Raw genomic sequence first — 17,947 nt, forward strand, 5'->3', positions numbered from 1 at the left:
GGTGTGGCCGACAACGCGGCCAGGGGGCACCTGGGCGCGGTGAGCCGGAATGACGATCTCAAACACGCTCTGAGCGCGCGACAGGACCAGCGGTCGCGCACTCTTCGGCCGGGAAGGCCGCGGTCCAGGAGCGCTGCCGGAGATCAGCCGCCGCGGCGGTTGGTGCGCTTCGGGGCGGTGACCTTGTTGGCGACGCTGTTGCCGAACTCGTCGACGAGGCCGGCCCGGCGCAGCGCGTCGGCGAGGGCGCCAGTGGGCGCGCTCGGCTCCCCACGGCGGGGGCGGGGCTGCGCGGCGCGGGGCTGCGCTGTTCCCCGCGGCTGTGTTCCCCGCGGCTGTGCGGTCTTTCGTGGCTGCTCGCCGCGAGACGGGTTGCCACGGGGTGAGCCGCCGCGGCTGGCATCGTCGTCGAGACGCAGGGTCAGCGAGATGCGTTTGCGGGGGATGTCGACGTCGAGCACCTTCACCCGCACGATGTCACCGGGCTTCACCACGTCGCGAGGGTCGGCGACAAAGGTCCTCGACATCGCCGAGACGTGCACGAGGCCGTCCTGGTGCACACCGACGTCGATGAAGGCGCCGAATGCCGCGACGTTGGTGACCACACCCTCCAGCACCATGCCCGGGGTGAGGTCGGCAAGAGTGTCGACACCCTCGGCGAAGGTGGCGGTCCGAAACGCCGGGCGCGGGTCACGGCCTGGCTTCTCCAGTTCCGCCACGATGTCGGTGACGGTCGGTAGGCCGAAGGTCTCGTCGACGAAGTCCGCGGGCCGCAGCGCGCGCAGCGCGGCGGTGCTGCCGATCAGCGTCGTGATCTCGCTGCCGGTCGACGCCAGGATGCGGCGCACCACCGGATAGGCCTCCGGGTGCACGCTGGAGGCGTCGAGGGGGTCGTCCCCGTCCCGGATGCGCAGGAAGCCGGCGCACTGCTCGAACGCTTTCGGGCCGAGCCGAGGGACCTCGGTGAGCGCCCGGCGTGAGCGGAACGGGCCGTTGGCGTCACGGTGGCGCACGATGTTCTCCGCGAGGCTGTCGCCGATCCCGGACACGCGTGTCAGCAGCGGGGCCGAGGCGGTGTTGACGTCGACCCCGACGGCGTTCACCGCGTCCTCGACGACCGCGTCGAGCGAGCGGGATAGTTTGATCTCGGACAGGTCGTGCTGGTACTGGCCGACCCCGATTGATTTTGGATCGATCTTGACGAGTTCCGCCAGCGGATCCTGCAGGCGGCGCGCGATCGACACCGCGCCACGCAGCGAGACGTCCAGCTCGGGCAGCTCGCGGGAGGCGTAGGCCGAGGCCGAGTAGACTGAGGCCCCGGCCTCCGACACGATGACCGGGGTGAGCGCCAGTTCGGGATGCAGCCTGGCCAGCTCGCTGGCGAGCTTGTCGGTCTCCCGGGACGCGGTGCCATTGCCGATCGCGATCAGCTTGACGCCGTGCTGGGCGGCGAGGCGGGCGAGCACGGCGATCGACTCGTCCCAGCGCCGCCGCGGCTCGTGTGGGTAGATCGTCTCGGTGGCGACCACCTGGCCGGTCGCGTCGACCACCGCGACCTTCACGCCGGTCCGCAGGCCCGGGTCGAGCCCCATGGTCACCTGGGCGCCGGCGGGCGCCGCGAGCAGGAGGTCACGCAGGTTGACGGCGAACACTCCCACCGCGGTGTCCTCGGCCGCCTGCCACAGGCGCATCCGCAGATCGATGTCGAGATGGACGAGGATGCGCGTGCGCCAGGCCCAACGGACCGTGTCCACCAGCCAGCGGTCGGCCGGACGGCCCAGGTCGGCGACGGCGAAGCGGTCGGCGATCGCCAGCTCGTAGTCGCTCGGCGCCGGGGCCTCCCGCGGCGCGGCCTCCTCGGCAGCCTCCCCGTCCGGTTCCAGGGTGAGATCGAGGATCTCCTCCTTCTCACCGCGGAACAGCGCGAGGATCCGGTGCGAGGGCAGCGTGGTGAAAGGCTCGGCGAAGTCGAAGTAGTCGGCGAACTTGGCACCGGCGTCCTGCTTGCCGTCGCGCACCCGGGAGGTGAGCCGGCCGCGCGCCCACATCCGCTCGCGCAGCGTCCCGATCAGGTCGGCGTCCTCGGTGAACCGTTCGACCAGGATCGCGCGGGCGCCGTCCAGCGCGGCGGCGGCATCGTCGACCCCACGCTCGGCGTCGACGAAGGCGGCCGCGGCCGCCTGCGGGTCGAGCGCCGGATCACCCAGCAGCGCCTCGGCCAGCGGTTCGAGGCCCGCCTCCCGGGCGATCTGTGCCTTGGTACGGCGTTTGGGCTTGTAAGGCAGGTAGATGTCCTCCAGCCGCGCCTTCGAGTCGGCAGCCATGATCTGTGTCTCGAGGGCATCGTCCAACTTGCCCTGCGAGCGGATCGACTCGAGGATCGCGGTGCGCCGTTCCTCCAGCTCACGCAGGTAACGCAACCGCTCCTCAAGGGTGCGCAGCTGCGTGTCGTCGAGTGTCCCGGTTGCTTCCTTGCGGTAGCGGGCGATGAACGGCACGGTGGCCCCGCCATCGAGCAGGTCCACGGCCGCGGTCACCTGACCCTCACGCACGCCGAGCTCCTCGGCGATCCTGCGATGAACCGACGTCGTCACAATCCTGATCCACCTTCGCGCTGGGGTCCGAAGCATTCGTGACCAGCTTGCCTGATCATCGGCTGGGTTCGTGTGTCAGTTTCCCGTGCCCGCTGTTCCCGTACCGATCGCCGGCCCGGTGCGCATTGAATAGAGTGGTATCAGCCGGGATGTGGTAGCGGGATCCGCTCGCTGAGCCCCGCGAGGTCGGGCTGGCCGTCGCGTACCGCCTGACGCGGCCGATTCCCATTCCGCGCTACGGCCGCGCTGGATGGGGTATCAGGTGACGTATGTGGACGGGCTGGCGGATGACGGTTGCGGTCCGCCGTTCCCCCCCGATCTCGCGGAACAGGCGGTCGACGCCCTCGACTCCGTGCTCAACCTGGCGCCTGAGCGGAGCCGGCTGCTGCTCGTCTACCTCGTGGAACGCAGGCTGGGGCGCCGGCTGCAGGTAGCCGACTACGGGACCAGCCGGCAGTGGTTCATCGGGCTTGTCGACGCCTGCGCCCGGCAACCGGCGGGTATCGCGGCACTCGCGGCGGAGGTCAGCCAGCTCGAGCCGGACAGTCCGGCCGCGGGGGTGCTGCGCCGGCTGTCGGGGGGCGATGCGGACGCCGTCGGCGAGCCGGCCGCCGCCCGACAGCCGGCACCGCCCAAACCCCGTCCAGAGAGGTTCACCGGCGCGGAGGTATCCGAGCTGGCAAGCGTCTTCCACCAGGCGCACGCCGCCCGGCAAATCCTCGCCGCCGCCGGCCTGCCCGCCGACCGGCAACCGGTCTGGTCCGTAGCACTGACCTCGCGGGAGTTCTGGACCGAGGTCGACGTCCTGCTTGCCGCCGGAGTCCTGATCGACGGCCGGCGGCGCGTTCTCGCGGCGGCGGCCCGGCTTTTTCCCGCCAATCCCGTCTTCACCGGCTGGTAGCCCGATCAACAGGGAGCGTCCGGTATTGAACAGAGCGTTAGAGCGACCGGCAATAGGGGTGTGGATCAAGGAGAGGGGCTGGGGTGCGTACATCGCAAGGCGGCGGAGGGAGTCACCCTGGTGTTGGGTGGCGACCGACGACAACGCGGTGAGGTGCGTGCCCCAGCCCCGCGACGCCGCGTCCCTATTGCCGGTCGCTCTTAGCTTGGGCGGTGCTGAGTGTGCATACTTTTCCGCGTACTGTTACGAAAGTGTCATCTCAGTGACAGATATGCGCCGAATGTGCATATTTTCCATGCGGAAGTCCGACTGATGGCGATCGTGCGGGGGGGTCGTGGCCGATCGGGAGCTGGCTCCGCGGTTCGACATCGAGGGCAGAATTGTACGGGTTCTGGTGGAATGCCCGGAACTGAGCCCGGCGGGGAGCCGGCAGCTTCTCCTTGACCTGCTCGGACGGGCAGGCTGCCCGGTCCAGGTCGCCGACTACCCGACCGCCATGCAGTGGTTCTTCGCGCTCGTCACAGCCTGCGCGCGGCGGTCGAATATCACCACGCTGGTCGACGTGGTGATCCGGCTGCAACCGGCTGCCGCCATCGTGATGATGTTGCTGCGGCTGCGGGACGAGTGGGAGGCCGGAGAGGTCGCGGCGGCGGCCTCGAGCGAGCTGTGGGCGCTGCTGCGGGCGGAACTGGACGCCATCTCGTCCGGCGCCATTGTGAAGCCCTACCGGCTGGCGACCGGTAACCGGATGCTGGAGCCGCCGCGCCACTGTATGACTGCCTGGCACACATTGCTCCACATTGCCGGCCGTAATGCGGCCTGGTCCAGGCTGCCGCCCTATATGGTCTTCCTCGAACATGTTCATGACGAGTTGACGCCATCAACCGCGCAGAAAGTGGACCGCTGGAACAGCAGCCGAGCGTACGAGCTGAAGCTCACCGCGGCCCTCGACGCGGTCCGGTTGGAGCGCACTCCACGGCCACATCACGCACCGCAGGTTCATCTGATGATCCAGTTTGATCCGGCGGACGGCGACGCGGAGTCCTACGTGGGGTCGTGGTGGCGCCAATGGGATGGCCGGATCGAGCCCGGCGGGCGGCAGCTCCTTTCCCGGGGCGAGCTCGAAGGTTATGTGGAGGCTGTCGTGCGCGGGCTGGAGACCGGGCTCGCCAGCCACACCCCAGTGGTCGCGATCGAGTTCATCCTGCCGTTCGGGCTGCTGAACGACCCTGTCGACTGGTGGCAGCGGGAAGCGGACCCAGGCCCGGCCAAACCACTGGCGTTGGACTATCCCGTCGCCCTGCGCAGCCTGGAGCGGTTACGCAGGCCAGACTGGCACCGGGTGTGGCATCGGCGTTGGCACCAGCTGCATCACGGACCCGGCCGGGCCGGTGTGTACTGGAGCCGGCCGGACGGCTCGGACCACCTGCTCCGGCTGGAGGCGACGCTGGCGTCCGATGAAAAGCTGGTCGCGCTGGTGCTCAGTGAACCACCCGAAGTCACCGGGGGAACCGGGATGGGGGAGGCGCTGATGGCGCTGCGGGCAGGCCTGCCGGTGGTCCTGTGGCATCGGTCCCGGCGGCTGGGCAGCGAACATGAGGACACCTTGCGGCTGCTGGTCGATGACGGCGACATGAGCGATCTTCCCGGTCGGGTCCGCCGATTACGGATCGACGCGCTGCTGGAACCGGGCGGTGGCGCCGGCGGAGCCGGCGACAAACATGTGGGACGCAATCTCGCGCTTCTGTGGGATGATCCAGAAAGGCAGCCCGAGAGAGGCTCGCCCGCCCCTCTCGGTGTATCACAAGGGGAGGGCCGTCCATGAGCGTCGACCCGGCAGCTGGGCAGGCGGACTCGCCTGATACGCCATCCCGGCCGGGATGGTGGCTGTTCCAGGGAACGGGCGATCCGATCGAGCCCGCGGAGCGGGACCGGCGATGGCCGGCACCGCCGCCGTGGCGGATTTTCCAGGGCGGGCCGGTGCTGCCGCCTCCGTCGGCTGAGGGGCCAGAGGCTCTGCGGCGGCTGGGGACCACGCCGTCCCGGCTGCTCGACACGGCCCAGATCTCGGTCGTGAACGCGGCGATCTACCTGCGGCGCCCCTTGCTGGTCACCGGGCGCCCGGGGGTCGGTAAGTCCAGCCTTGCCTATCTCATCGCCCGCGAGCTCCAGCTCGGGCGAGTTCTGCGCTGGCCGGTCACCAGCCGTACCACGCTGCGCGCCGGGCTCTACGACTATGACGCCATCGGCCGTGCGCAGGCCATGTCTCCGTTCCGTTTCGTGCCGAGCCTGCGCTGGCATGGCCGGCCACGAGGGGACGACCATGCCAGCGGCGCCTCGGGCCGTGGCGGTGTGGCCTTACCGCCGATCGGGGATTTCATCCAGCTCGGTCCGCTGGGGACCGCGCTGTTGCCGCATGAGCTCCCTCGGGTACTGCTCATCGACGAGATGGACAAAGGCGATTTCGACCTGCCGAACGATCTGCTGAACATTTTCGAGGACGGCGAGTTCGCCATTCCCGAGCTGGCCAGGATGCGCCACCAGGCGCCCGAGGCCGAGGTGCACACGGCCGATCCCGGCGGCACGGCCGTGGTACGCGAGGGAATCGTCCGTTGCCACGCTTTCCCGCTTATTGTGATTACAAGTAACGGGGAGCGCGAGTTCTCCGCGGCGTTCCTGCGGCGCTGTGCCCGGCTCGATATCCCCGACCCGGACGCACGGCAGCTCGCCACCCTGATCGCCGCGCATTTCCCGGCTGACGCACCCGGGCACCGGGAGCTTATCGCCCGGTTCGAGCAACGCCGCCAGCAGGTCGGCGGACTGGCGGCCGACCAGTTGTTGAACGCGGCCCATCTGGTGGCCGCCGGCGCCGCCGATGGGGACGAGGCGGTATGGAACGACCTGCTTGAGGCAGTCTGGCATCAGCTGGCCCCGGCGCCGTCTGCGGATATGCGATTCCCAGGCATGCAGTTTCCGGACATGCGATGACGGATGAGGCGGGGCAGCCCCCGGCCGCCCGGCGGCCGGCGCGGCGGCGGCCCGCCGCCGCGCCCACGCCCCGGGAGATTGCGGAGGCTGTCTGGCTGTGGCGCTACCTGGACCAGCCGGTACCCGAGCCTGCGCGTGCTCCCGCGGCCAGCGGCGGGAGCAGCGGCGAAATCAGCGACGGGAGCACACAACCGGATGACGGTTCGCCGGCTGGGGACGGCTCGGCGCAGGAAACAGGCGCACCCGGACCGGGCCCGGCCGGCCAGGCCGGGCCGCGGACGGGAGGGAATCGCCAGCCTCGGCACGGGCCCGCCACCGGGCCGGCGGCCGCCGCGCCGGAGCGCAGCGCCGCGGCTGGCCAGCCCGGCTGGGCCGAGCTGCCCGTCGGTGATGGCGAGGACGCCGATGGTGATGGTGGCGCCGCCGACTGTGACGCCGCCAACGGTGACGCCGCGATAGCTGCCGCCGGCCCCGCCTTCCTCCCGTCCGGAGCGCTTCCCGCCCCGCCGGCAGGAACCCGTCCCAGCCTCGTGGCAGGCGGGGACCCCTGGGCCGTGCGGGCCGCGTTGCGGCCGTTGCGGCAGACGATGGCATCGGCGTGCGCGGACGTCCTGGATGAGGAGGCCACCGCGGAGCGGCTTGCGCAGGGCCTCCTGGGGTTACCGGTCTACCGGCCGGCCCGGGAGCGCCGGTTCGAGATCGTCCTCATCGTTGACGGCAGCCCGTCGATGACTCCCTGGCTGGACACCATCCCCGGTATCGTCACACTGCTCGAGCGACACGGCGCGTTCCGTGACGTCCAGCTTCGCTTCCTCAACACCGACACGGACCGACCGGAAGATCTCTGCCTGCGGACCGGCTGGCCAGGCGGTGCGGCACACGCGGCCGCCGAGCTCCTCGAGCCGACCGGCCGGCGGATCCTGTGGGTACTGACCGATGCGCTTGGCCGAGCGTGGTGGACAGACGCGATGTCCCCGCTGCTGTGGTCCTGGGCGCGGCGGCTCCCCGTGGCGCTGCTGAATCTTGTGCCCAGGCGGCTGTGGCAGCTGACCGGGCTCCGTCCCCAGCGGGTACGGATGTCGATGCCAGGCGGTGCCCCGATCGCCGCCGCCCCGCGGTGGGCGTTCCGCGATCCGTGGGGTGCTCCGTTGTCCGGTTTCGGCACGGCCGACCTGGCGGTGGCTGTCCCGGTGCCGGTTCTCGAGGCCCACGCCCGCCGGCTCGCTCCCTGGGCTGGCTTCCTGTCGGGCCGGCGGCCGTGGACCGAGCTGACGGCCGTGCTCACCGGACCGCGTAGCCAGCCGTCGGAACGCGCCGCCTACTCCTGGGGCGGCAGCCCGGCGGAATCCGCCACGGAGTGTGTGCAACGGTTTCGGGCGGTGGCCTCCCAGGCGGCTTTCGAGTTGGCCACCCACCTGGCCGCGGCGCCCCTGACCTGGGCTGTGCTGCGCATGGTGCGGGACATGGTGCCCGGCGCGGGCCGCCCGCAGCTGTCTGAGATCTTCGCGGGCGGGCTGGTGCGGCCGGTGCCCGCCGGTGGCGGCCCTGCCGGTCCCGAACGGATCGCGCTGGAGTTCCACCCCGGCGTGCGGGCGGAGCTGCTCGCCTTCGGCCGGCGTTCAGACGCCACGCGGGTGCTGCGGGCGGTAAGTGATCTTCTCGGTTCGCGGGTCGCTGTTCTGCGTGACACCGGCCGGATGCTGGACGAGCCGGACTCGGCCCCGGTCCCGGTGATCACTAATGACAACCGCCCGTTTTTGTTGATCGAAAAGACCGTGCTGGGCGCGCTGTCAGGCCGTTACCTGGAGCGCTCCCGTGCACTTGCCACCCGGATCCAGAGTGCTTCGAACACCGGAAGCATCGCAGATAGTGTTCAGGACGTGACTATGAGTGACAGTATCGGTGCGTCGACTCCGCTGCCGAGATCCCAGTTCCCGGTCGGCCCCGCCGTGCCCGCCCACCCGGCCGACAGCACGGCCGACCGTCAAGAAGGAGGATATGTGCCCTCGATCACCGCGACGTCAGCGGTGGAACGACAACGCACTGGCCGCTCACCGGCTGTCTGGGGGAACGTCCCGCCGCGCAACCCCCACTTCACCGGACGGCGTGAGCTGCTCGCCGAACTGCACAAGCGGCTCCATGAAGGGACGACCGCCGTCCTGCCCGAGGCGCTGCACGGTATGGGCGGTGTCGGGAAGTCACAGCTGGCGGTGGAGTACGTCTATCGGCATCAGGCCGACTACGACGTCATCTGGTGGATCCCGGCGGAATGGACGGCGCAGATCGGCTCGGCGCTCGTCGACCTCGCGCAGCGGCTCCGTCTCCCGGTCGGGATGGAGGCGAACATCGCCATACCCAATGTGCTGGAAGCGTTGCGCACCGGTGAGCCGTACAACCGGTGGCTGCTGGTCTTCGACAACGCCGAGGACCCGAAAGCCGTCCGCGAGTTCTTCCCGGCCGGCGGTGACGGCCGGGTGCTCGTCACGTCGCGGAACATGCAGTGGGCCAATGTCGCGCGACCGCTCGAGGTGGACGTGTTCGCCCGCACGGAAAGCATCGAGCTGCTGCAACGCCGTGGGCCCGACCTCACCAGCATCGACGCGGGCCTGCTGGCCGAAGCCCTGGGCGACCTGCCGCTGGCCATCGAACAGGCCGCGACCTGGCGCGCGGAGACCGGGATGCCAGCCCAGGAGTACCTGCGGCTGTTCGAGGAGAAACTCAGCGAGCTGCTCAATTCCAACGCGCCGATGGACTACGAAAAGCCGGTCGCCGCAGCCTGGAACGTCTCGTTGGACCGGCTCGCGAACAGCAACCCCGCCGCGCTGCGGCTGCTCCAGGTCTGTGCCTTCTTCGCGCCGGAGCCTATTTCCCGCCAGCTGCTGGCTGGGGCTGGGAACATCCTGATCGTCCCGGAGCTCGATGCCGCGCTGCGAGATTCGATCAGGCTCAACCAGGCGATCCGCGAGATCAACCGGTACGCTCTCGCGCGGATCGACCACCGGACCAACTCCCTGCAGATGCACCGCCTGGTCCAGGCCGTTCTTATCGGGCGCATGACCCCGGACGAACGGGAGACAATGCGCCACGGAGCCCACGCGCTGCTCGCCGGGGGCAATCCACATGATCCGGTCAACCCGGAGAACTGGAACCGGTACGCGGAGCTCTACCCGCACGTCCTCGCGGCGGACGCGGTCGGCAGCGACAACACCTGGCTGCGGGAACTGCTCATCGATGAGGCGGAGTACCTCTACTACTGGGGGGACCACCAGGCCAGCTGCCGGCTCGCGGAGGAGACCCACCGTGCCTGGCGCCGCCTGCGCGGCGACGACGACCCGCACACGATCGAGATCGGTGGCTGGCTGGCCTGGATGTTCTTCGTCGTCGGCCGCTACCAGGAGGCCGCCGAGGTCAATGCCCGGCTGCTGGACATCTGCAACCGGCTGTTCGGCCCGGACCATGAGAAGACGGTGGAGACACTCGGCGCGGTGGCCGCCGGCAAGCGGGTCGAGGGCGACTTCCGGACGGCGATGGAGATCTCCGACGAGGTGTACCGGCGCGCGTCGCACACGTTGGGGATCGACGACCCGGTCACGCTGACCGCCGCCCACAACGTCGGGGTGAGCCTGCGGCTGCTCGGTGAGTTCGCCCGCGCCAGGGACCTCGACGAGGACACCTGGCAGCGCAGGGTCCGGCTTTTCGGTGAGGACGAGCTGCGCAGCCTCATCTCGTGGAACGCCATGACCATCGACGAGCGTGAACTGGGTGACTATCTCGGGGCGCGGGCCAGGCAGGAGGAGCTGCTGGAGCGGTTCCGCCGGCTGCTGCACAACGCGGAGAGCCACCCGCAGATCCTGCGGGCGTCCCGTAACCTGGCTGTCGCCCGCCGCAAGGCGGGTGACCATACCCACGCACTGGAACTGTCGCGGGATGTCCAGCTCCGCCTGACAAGCCGGTACGGGCCTGATCACCCGGATACCCTGGCCGCCTCCCTGTGCCTGTCCATGGACCTGCGGCACAACGGTGACCTCGCTGGAGCGCGGGAGCTGTGCGAGCAGACCCGGGAGCGCTACCAGCGGGTGCTCGGCGAGGAGCATCCGCATACCCTGGCCGCCGCGGTCAACCTTGCCATCACCCACCGGCTGGCCGGTGATGTGGAGACGGCCTACGAGATCGACCGTGAGAGCTTCGAGGTCTTCCGCCGCAGCCTTGGAAGCGATCATCCGTCGACCCTCGCGTGCGCGGTCAACCTCGCGAGCGAGCTGTATGCCCAGGGCGAGTTCCAGGCCGCCCACGACCGGGACGTCGATATCCTGACCCGCTCGAAGCAGACATCCGGCGAAGAGCATCCCGCGACCCTCGTATGCAGCGCGAACCTGGCGATGGATCTGCGCGCGTTGGGCCGCACGGAGGAGGCCGGCCGGCTGCACGCGTCGACCATCACCCAGATGGACCAGATCCTCGGCGTGGAGCATCCGGCGACGAGGGCCGCCGCCGGCTGGGTCAGGTCCAACTGCGACATCGACCCGTTGCCGTTGTAACGGAGCCCGGCCGGGGCCCCACCCGCGTGCGGAGGTGGTCAGAGGGCGTCGGCGCCCTGCCCGCGCAGGCAGCCGCCGAGCCAGTCAGCGAGGTCCCATGGGTGCGGCCGCCGGCCGGTCCTGGCCGCCACCGCCCGGGAGACCGCCAGCACCAGTTCGGGACGGGTGAGCACCGCTTGGGCGACCAGCTTGTGACCCACGGCCTGCGCGGTGAGCCCCAGACCAACCCAGGCATCCGGCCGGTCAGGGCTGTCCGCCAGGTCTGACAGGTACAGCTGCCGGGCGGACGGGTAGTCGGCGCTGACATAGGCGAGGTCGGCCGCGGTCGCGCCGGACACCCGGCGGCCGACCCCATCGCAGCGTTGCAGCTCCCGGAACGCGTCGCGGTCGGCCAGCCACAGCCGGGTCAGCGCCGACCGGGTGTCCAGCAGGCGCGCTGCCGGGTCCGGCCGCATGTCTGACGGCGGCACCGGGCCCGACACGGCCACCTTCGCTGCCCACGCCCGCGCCAGCGCCTCGACCGCGTCGGCCGGCGGACACAGATGGCGGATCCGCCAGCCGGCGCGATGGTTCATGGCAGCGGCGGCGGCCCGCTGGGCGACATTGCCTGGTACGGGCTCGGTCAGCCAGCCGGCGAGGACGATCGCCACTCCGTCCAGGAAGCGCCGCCCAAGCCCGGTCAGTTCCGGAGCGGCCAGCAGGCCTCGCAGAGTATGGGCGACCTGCTGGCGCCAGAGCGCGAACTCGAAATGGGCCAGGACGCTCCGGCTGCCAGCGGCGACCTGCCGCTGCCTGCGCCAGAACCGGGTGACGCCGAAGAACGCGTAGACGCCCTGGAGCAGACCGCCCAGCGGTCGCGGGTCGTCGCGCCAGGGCGCGTAGAACAGGTTCCGGGAATCATTCTCATACAGGTCGAACAGATGCATCAGGGCGCCAAGCTTCGCGTGTTGCAGCTCGTGCACCAGCGTCGCGGCGAGCTGGACCGCGTCGTCGGGCTCGGAGAGAAGGAGGCTGCCGAACGCGTCGCCGGAGGAGGCGCTGCGCGGGCGGAAGCGTTCCGCCCGCGCCAGGGGCACGAGCACCGACAGACCAGTGGAAAGCCCGCGGGCCTGCTCGGGATGTTCGGTCACCAGCAATGACCAGGCCTGCGTCAGCATGGTCTCCCAGCGGCGGAGCGCGGCCGGGGTCAGCCGCGCCGGCCTGCTCGGTCGCAGGATATGCCGATAGGGATCGATATCGTCCAGCACAACGGACAGCGCGCCGCGGCCGGCCCGCGCGTGGAGCACCGTGCATGGCGTCCAGCCCGCGCTGTCATCCGTATCCAGATCCAGGGGCCGGCGGATGTCGACGGTGGTGCCGGACCGGCTGGTGCACCGGACGGCACCCCGCGCGGTCACCGCCACCTCGACCGTCTCCCAGGCGTCCCGGACGGGCAGGCGGGCATAGCCGAGTGTCGGCAGCATGGCGGCGCCCTGCCGCAACGGCACACACAGCCGGAACCGCAGCCCGCAGCGGATGGCCGCCGCCGCGGCCATCGCGTGCAGGTAGCCGACGTCGGCCCACAGCGGAGCGTCGTCATACACCAGATTCCGTATCCGCCGCAGCACGTGCGTAGCCCATATCCCGGTCTGTGGCTGGTACAGCACGCGGGCCGTCTCGGCGGGATCACTCCGTTCGGCACGTACCAGCAGATCCCACACCTCGTCGACGGCCACGAGCGGACCATGGGCGTCGGGACGCGGGCGCGCGGCGTCGAGAACCGCGCGCAGCAGCACGCGCCGCTGGCTGCGCTCGGTGGCGAACAGCGCCCGCACGGAGGTGCCGTCACCGACGCCCGTGGCAATCGCGTCGAAGGCCCGCTCGGCGAGCTGGTGGCGGATGACGGCCGGGCCGCCGGACGTGCCAAGCAGCGGCGGATCGGCCGTCATCAGGTGCTGTATCCGCCGAATCTGTTGTCGGGGTCGTCGATCCTGGTCAACAGCCGCCGCATGCCGGCATCCAGGATCTCGTCCGTGAGGGAACGCAGACTTTCGAGATCGATTTTTGTGAGGTCGGTGAGAGCTGACTCGATGTCGGACTCGGGCGCGGACATGTCGGCCGGCACACTCCCTTCGGTCTTCACCTGCCAGGTCTGCCGCGTCTTCCAGGTCGTCCGCGTCGCGGCCCGCCGCGCCGGCCGGGAAGGTAGGCGAAAGCACGGCTTGAGCCGCCACGCCGCGGGAGGCCTACCCCGGCGTAACAGGCGGACATCCGTGCGAAACAAGTGTCGCATGCCGCGCCGCGCGGCGCGGCAAATCGGCCCCGGAGAGCTGTTGCTCGAAAGCGAAGAAGGCAAAGAAGCAAGGCAGAGAAGCTCAGGACGGGCCGCGCAACGCGCGCAGCAGCCTCTCATAACCGCGAGCGTCGAAGAGGTCGACCGGCCTCCAGAGGCGGAGGCGGTCTGGGACGGCACAGTTCTCCAGCCGCACCGGAATGATGTAGGTCGCCCCTTCCGGCTGTTCGCTTGCCACGTCGAGCGCGATCCCGATCGCCTTGTGGATGAAGTCCCGCCGGCGCATCGCGTGTGCCGTCAGGCAGACCAGGACAGCGGCCGAGTTCCTGATGACCGCACGGACCAGCGGTTCCCATTCCTGGCCGGGAAGAACATCCTCGTCGTCGAGCCAGGGGGCGAGGCCGTCGGTCCGCAGTCGGGCGTACAGGGCGCGCGCGCCGGCCAGGTCGCTGGTGGAATAACAGAGAAAGATCCGCCCATCGGGGAGGCCGGGTTGTCCGACCGGGTATGGTCTCCCGCTGGTGTTCGACGGATTTCCGGCGCCGTTGGCCCCCGCGCCTGGCCGGTCATCACAGGCCGCGCCATGGTGTTCGGCGATCGCGGTGAACGCGGGACTGGCCGGATACACCCGGAGCGCGGCGCGCAGCAGCCGGCGGAATGGATCGGCGATGACGCCGTTATCCAGCTCAGCGAAAACCTGGTACCACCAGTGGACGGGTGTCATACCCGGCCAGCTGGGCCGATACTCCCTCGGGTAGCCAGCCTGATCCAGCAGCATGCCGGCGGCGGCAGCCGTCCCGGCGACCCGCGCGCAGGCGTGCAGCAGTTCCCATCGCTCGTCGTCGGTGAGCGACAGCTCGACCGGCTGGCCGGTCCGGCCCTCCATCGTGAACCCCCGTTCGGCGCCGCGACGGTCCTCTCGCCCGCCGCGGGAAACAGCGACCGGGCGGCGGGGCGAGCGTTCGGCCATTTTAGCTCCGCCATTCATCGGTCGTGATGGCCGGCGCGAACCCGTCGGAATACGGGGAAGTCGTGGCCCGAGCGGGCTACGGTGAAGGTTTTTCACGGGTGAGTCCGTTCAGTGGAATCCGTGGTTGGCCGGGTATTGCCGGCTGGTAGGCGCCTGGTGGATATCGTGGGCCGAGTGGCCGTGCCAGAATCTGGTACCGGCGAGTGAGCCTGATCGGTGAGGGGAGAAAGGTGATCGACGCGGAAGCGATGCACATTCCTGGTTGGCGCGGCGGTGACGGTAACAGCGCCTACCTCGACAAGACGCTGCGCCACCATCCGATCGAGCTGTCGCTCGACGACAGCGTCGGCCTGCGGGCGATTTCCATGTTACTTAGGCGGGCGCTGTACGCGGCTTTTCTCGGTTGGCTCGTATTCGCTTTCCTCGGGCTGTTCGCCATGCTGGGCGGGGGTGATGGATCGGGCGCCGTCGCTATCGCACGCGTGCGCGTGGGCACCGTCATAGCCGGTGTCGTGTTCTGGGCGGTCCTGCTGTTGTCGCGGTTGACCGAGCCTATTGGCGAGTGGCGGGTACTGCTGGAGGACAGGACCGACAGCGTGGAGTCTACGTACAGCAAGATAGTGGGTGCTCTGCGCGATCGGCAGATTCCGCTCTATCGGACGGTCCGGCGCATGTCCACCGGCATCGGTGCCGGGCATGTCAGCAACCGGCTCGTGCTGACCGAGGAAAGCTACTCGGCCTATGTGTCGGTGTTCAGCTACGGCACGAGCCTCTACCTCGGCTGGATGATGTGGCGCTCGCGCCGCGGGTACATCCTGATCGGGAAATATCTGGTTGATCTGGTGAATGGTATGATCGGCAGGCTTGACCCAGAGACGATCATGTTGCGTACCGAACGGGCCAGGGCCATGCGCGAAGCCGTCCACGCGGCGTGCCGGGAGGGCCTGTACGTCGCGATCGAGGGGCGGGACGTGCCTGTCACGTACGGATTTCCCCGGGGCCTGCCACGGATCGACGCCGAGCCGACGCCGCCGGCTCCCATGCCCTCGCATGCCGGTTTCGGCAGGCCACCAGTGGCCGAGCCTCCCTACCAGGCCATGGATCAGCGGCAGCGTCAGCCCAGCCAGCAGAACTGGCCGTACGACGGCACCGCGCAGAGCCCGCCGCCGTACCAGCAGCCGCCTTCGTACCCACCGGCGGCGGGCCCCGGCGGGCGGGACTGGCGGATCGGTGACGAACCTCGCTACCAACAGTGACCTTGGACGGCCACCGCGGGGACGGGATTGTGCGGCGGTCCGGTCCGGAGGGCTGCTGGGCGTGGGTGGGGGTCCGCCTCGCGCCGATCACGCCCGGCGCGGGCAGCCCTGGCCTGTACACCGATCTGGGTGAACCGTCGCGGCGTGCCGACGCCCGCACCGCGGAGACCGCGTGGGTTGCCGCCTGGCGAAGGAGCGATGAGCGGCCCTGTTTCGACCTGCGCTACCTCAGCGACCCCGGCTCCGGCAGCGTCTCCTGCGCTCTGCTCGGGCGGGTGTTCGCTCCCGACGACGCCACGGTCACGCGCGCGGCGGCCGTGCTGCGGGAGCGCCTGGCGAGGCCACCGGCTCATGTGGCGGCCAGGCCGTTCGCCGATGCGGCCGAGGTCCAGCGCTGGCTCGCGCCGGTGGAACCCCACCCGGACGGGCTGGCCGAGATCCGCAAACGGCTGACCCACAGCTGGGGTAGCCGGCCGGGCATCCCGGGCGCGGCTCCCGGGCGCCGGATCTGCTTTGCGGTGTCCGCGTTCGCCGGCGGCGACAGCTCCTGGGAAGCGGTGTGGCTCGCGCTGGCGCGGCAGCGGTACCCGACGCTGATCAGCCTCTTCGTCGAACCCTACCCGGTGGCGGACATCCTGCACTATGCGCTCAGCGCGCTCGCCAGGGAGTACACCGCGCTCGCGACAGAGATACCGGGCACGCTGTACCGGGCCGCGGTGCCGGCCGACGCGTTCGCCGTCGAGGCACAGCCGTTGTACGCCGAGGCGCTGCGTCGCTACACCGACCACGCGTATCGCGTCCGGGTCTCGGTGGCCTCCGCCGGGCCGCTGGATCCAGCCTTCGGTGAACTGGTCGCGGCGACCATCTCGCCGCCGGTCCGCGACGGCGCGTTCGGGGGCGGCGGGGCGGTGTCGCGGCGGCCGCCACCGGCGGAACTCGGGCCGGCGTGGGCGAATATCACCGCCCTGAGGCGTGGGTGGCTCGATGCGACGTACCGGCAGGAGGCGCCGCCAGGTTCGCTCGACGAACCGGAGCGCATCCTGTGCGACCTTGCCGACGTCGCGGAGACCGCCGCGGTCTTTCGTTTCCCCTATGAGATCGCCGGTCGCCCGTGGCTGTTCGACCTCCCGGAGCGGCCGGTGTCCCGGCCGGCACCGGGCCGCTCGGTGGTCTTCCTGTGCCATGCGGAGGCCGATCGCGCGGTGGCGGCGAACCTGCATGCCCACCTGCGCTCCGATGGCGTTGACGGCCTGTGGCTGGCGGCCGAGGATCTTGGCGGTGGCCGGGAGCGGGAAGCGACGATCAGACAGGCGATCGAGCGAAGCCGCGCCGTGGTCGTGTGCCTGTCGAGAGCCGTATACGAGCGGGGCGCCGTCAACAGGCATATCGCCTGGGCGCTTGAGGTGGCCATGGAGCAGCCTCCGGACACGGTTTTCATGATTCCGGCGCGCATTGAGGACTGCGACATTCCCCACCGGCTACGCACGTGGCAGCCTGTCGACCTGTTCACCCACGACGGCTACGCCCGGCTGGTGCACGCGCTCGGGAACACCCAGCGGTGAGGACAGCCACCTGTCTTTCAGACAATCTTTCGTCTGTTGAACCGGGGCGGAATCAAGCGGTCAAGGCGACGCCGAGCTCCTCGTCGAGATCGAGCGCGTATGGAAGGAGAACTACGAGGTGTATGGGGCGCGGAAGGTATGGCGTCAGCTCAATCGTGAAGGCGTGCGGGCGGCCCGCTGCATGGTGGAGCGGCTGATGCGCGGTGCCGGGCTCGTCGGTGCCCTGCGCGGCGGCGGCACTCCCCGCACCACCCGCGTCGACCCGGCCGCGGCACGGCGGGCGTAGGGACGCGGCGAGCTTCCGGATGTTCCTGCCCGGCCGGATGCTCGGGGTCGTCGTCCACGACCGCTTACGACAACGCCGAGTTCGATGGCTTCCTGCACCCGCCTCACCCGACCGCTTCGGTCTGCTCAGCCTTGATGGGACCGTGCGTGCTCCCCGACCGAACCGTTCCTGGAGATCACCGAATGCCGGCGGTGAAAGACGTCGGTGAGCCGTGTGCGGGAAAACCGCATGCACGGAATCGACGGGAGGGAGCTGGAAACGGAACGCTCACGCGTCACCGCGCCAGCTCCCTGCCCAACCAGGCCCGCGTACGAATTTTCGAGGTTCGGGTCCCAGCACGAGGCGGGCGTCGGGTGTCGTCTCCACCGCTTGATACCGCCAGGGTTTTCGCCGTTCTGGTGGCATCCCTCCCTCAGAGCGACCAGGGCCGAGAGCGCGGGGGATCGCCAGCGAGCGCTAGTGTGATGTGTACGTTGTACGTACACTCGTGGGGTGGCTAGCGCGAAGGATGAGCGGATGCATTTGAGGGTGGAGCCGGCGCAGAAAGCTCTGCTGGAGGCTGCCAGCTCGGCTGCGGGCC

Annotated in this window: 10 protein-coding genes and 1 pseudogene; 7 read left to right on the forward strand and 4 right to left on the reverse strand. The window is 70.0% G+C overall.

The window, feature by feature from the left end:
• Positions 1-143 precede the first annotated feature (143 nt).
• Positions 144-2,630: a Tex family protein gene (locus MJ777_RS08180; protein WP_370651404.1), complete on the reverse strand. Its 2,487-nt coding sequence runs from the start codon at positions 2,628-2,630 to the stop codon at positions 144-146.
• A gap of 226 nt (positions 2,631-2,856) precedes the next feature.
• Between MJ777_RS08180 and MJ777_RS08185 the strand changes: the two genes are divergently transcribed.
• The 4 genes from MJ777_RS08185 (at position 2,857) to fxsT (ending at position 11,021) form a co-directional block, all read left to right on the forward strand.
• Positions 2,857-3,495: an effector-associated domain EAD1-containing protein gene (locus MJ777_RS08185; protein WP_239374755.1), complete on the forward strand. Its 639-nt coding sequence runs from the start codon at positions 2,857-2,859 to the stop codon at positions 3,493-3,495.
• A 334-nt stretch (positions 3,496-3,829) separates the two neighbouring features.
• On the forward strand, positions 3,830-5,320 hold the full coding sequence (locus tag MJ777_RS08190) for a hypothetical protein (protein WP_239374758.1): 1,491 nt from the start codon (positions 3,830-3,832) through the stop codon (positions 5,318-5,320).
• The gene (locus MJ777_RS08195) at positions 5,317-6,483 is read left to right on the forward strand and encodes a MoxR family ATPase (protein WP_239374761.1); all 1,167 of its coding nucleotides are present in this window, start codon (positions 5,317-5,319) and stop codon (positions 6,481-6,483) included. Before MJ777_RS08190 ends, MJ777_RS08195 begins: the two co-directional genes overlap by 4 nt.
• On the forward strand, positions 6,480-11,021 hold the full coding sequence (gene fxsT / locus MJ777_RS08200) for an FxSxx-COOH system tetratricopeptide repeat protein (RefSeq protein ID WP_239374764.1): 4,542 nt from the start codon (positions 6,480-6,482) through the stop codon (positions 11,019-11,021). Before MJ777_RS08195 ends, fxsT begins: the two co-directional genes overlap by 4 nt.
• 38 nt (positions 11,022-11,059) lie before the next feature.
• On the opposite strand, the gene MJ777_RS08205 is transcribed toward fxsT, so the two are convergent.
• The 3 genes from MJ777_RS08205 to MJ777_RS08215 all read right to left on the reverse strand — a co-directional run bounded on the left by MJ777_RS08205 (position 11,060) and on the right by MJ777_RS08215 (position 14,263).
• Positions 11,060-12,949, reverse strand: coding sequence for an HEXXH motif domain-containing protein (locus MJ777_RS08205; protein WP_239374766.1), 1,890 nt, complete (start codon positions 12,947-12,949; stop codon positions 11,060-11,062).
• Complete coding sequence (locus tag MJ777_RS08210; RefSeq protein WP_239374769.1) at positions 12,949-13,143, reverse strand: hypothetical protein; 195 nt, start codon at positions 13,141-13,143, stop codon at positions 12,949-12,951. The genes MJ777_RS08205 and MJ777_RS08210 overlap by 1 nt, the downstream gene beginning before the upstream one ends.
• A 232-nt stretch (positions 13,144-13,375) precedes the next feature.
• The gene (locus MJ777_RS08215; protein WP_239374772.1) at positions 13,376-14,263 is read right to left on the reverse strand and encodes a toll/interleukin-1 receptor domain-containing protein; all 888 of its coding nucleotides are present in this window, start codon (positions 14,261-14,263) and stop codon (positions 13,376-13,378) included.
• A 230-nt stretch (positions 14,264-14,493) separates the two neighbouring features.
• On the opposite strand from MJ777_RS08215, the gene MJ777_RS08220 reads away from it, so the two are divergent.
• From MJ777_RS08220 to MJ777_RS08230, 3 genes and pseudogenes are all read left to right on the forward strand, one after another.
• Positions 14,494-15,519 carry a hypothetical protein gene (locus tag MJ777_RS08220; protein WP_239374775.1) on the forward strand — a complete coding sequence of 342 codons (1,026 nt, stop codon included), beginning with the start codon at positions 14,494-14,496 and terminating at the stop codon, positions 15,517-15,519.
• 29 nt (positions 15,520-15,548) lie between these two features.
• Entirely contained in the window at positions 15,549-17,081 is a 1,533-nt protein-coding gene (locus tag MJ777_RS08225) for a toll/interleukin-1 receptor domain-containing protein (protein ID WP_239374778.1), read from the forward strand.
• Between the two features lie 73 nt (positions 17,082-17,154).
• Positions 17,155-17,352: pseudogene (locus tag MJ777_RS08230) on the forward strand (IS3 family transposase); the annotation flags it as partial.
• Positions 17,353-17,947 lie beyond the last annotated feature (595 nt).

Source organism: Protofrankia sp. Cj5, assembly GCF_917627405.1.
Taxonomy (GTDB): Bacteria; Actinomycetota; Actinomycetes; order Frankiales; family Frankiaceae; genus Protofrankia.

Coding starts and splice junctions, on each gene's coding strand:
- MJ777_RS08180 (WP_370651404.1), bottom strand. CDS start 2,630: ATGCTTCGGACCCCAGCGCGAAGGTGGATCAGGATTGTGACGACGTCG.
- MJ777_RS08195 (WP_239374761.1), top strand. CDS start 5,317: ATGAGCGTCGACCCGGCAGCTGGGCAGGCGGACTCGCCTGATACGCCA.
- fxsT (WP_239374764.1), top strand. CDS start 6,480: ATGACGGATGAGGCGGGGCAGCCCCCGGCCGCCCGGCGGCCGGCGCGG.
- MJ777_RS08205 (WP_239374766.1), bottom strand. CDS start 12,949: ATGACGGCCGATCCGCCGCTGCTTGGCACGTCCGGCGGCCCGGCCGTC.
- MJ777_RS08215 (WP_239374772.1), bottom strand. CDS start 14,263: ATGGCCGAACGCTCGCCCCGCCGCCCGGTCGCTGTTTCCCGCGGCGGG.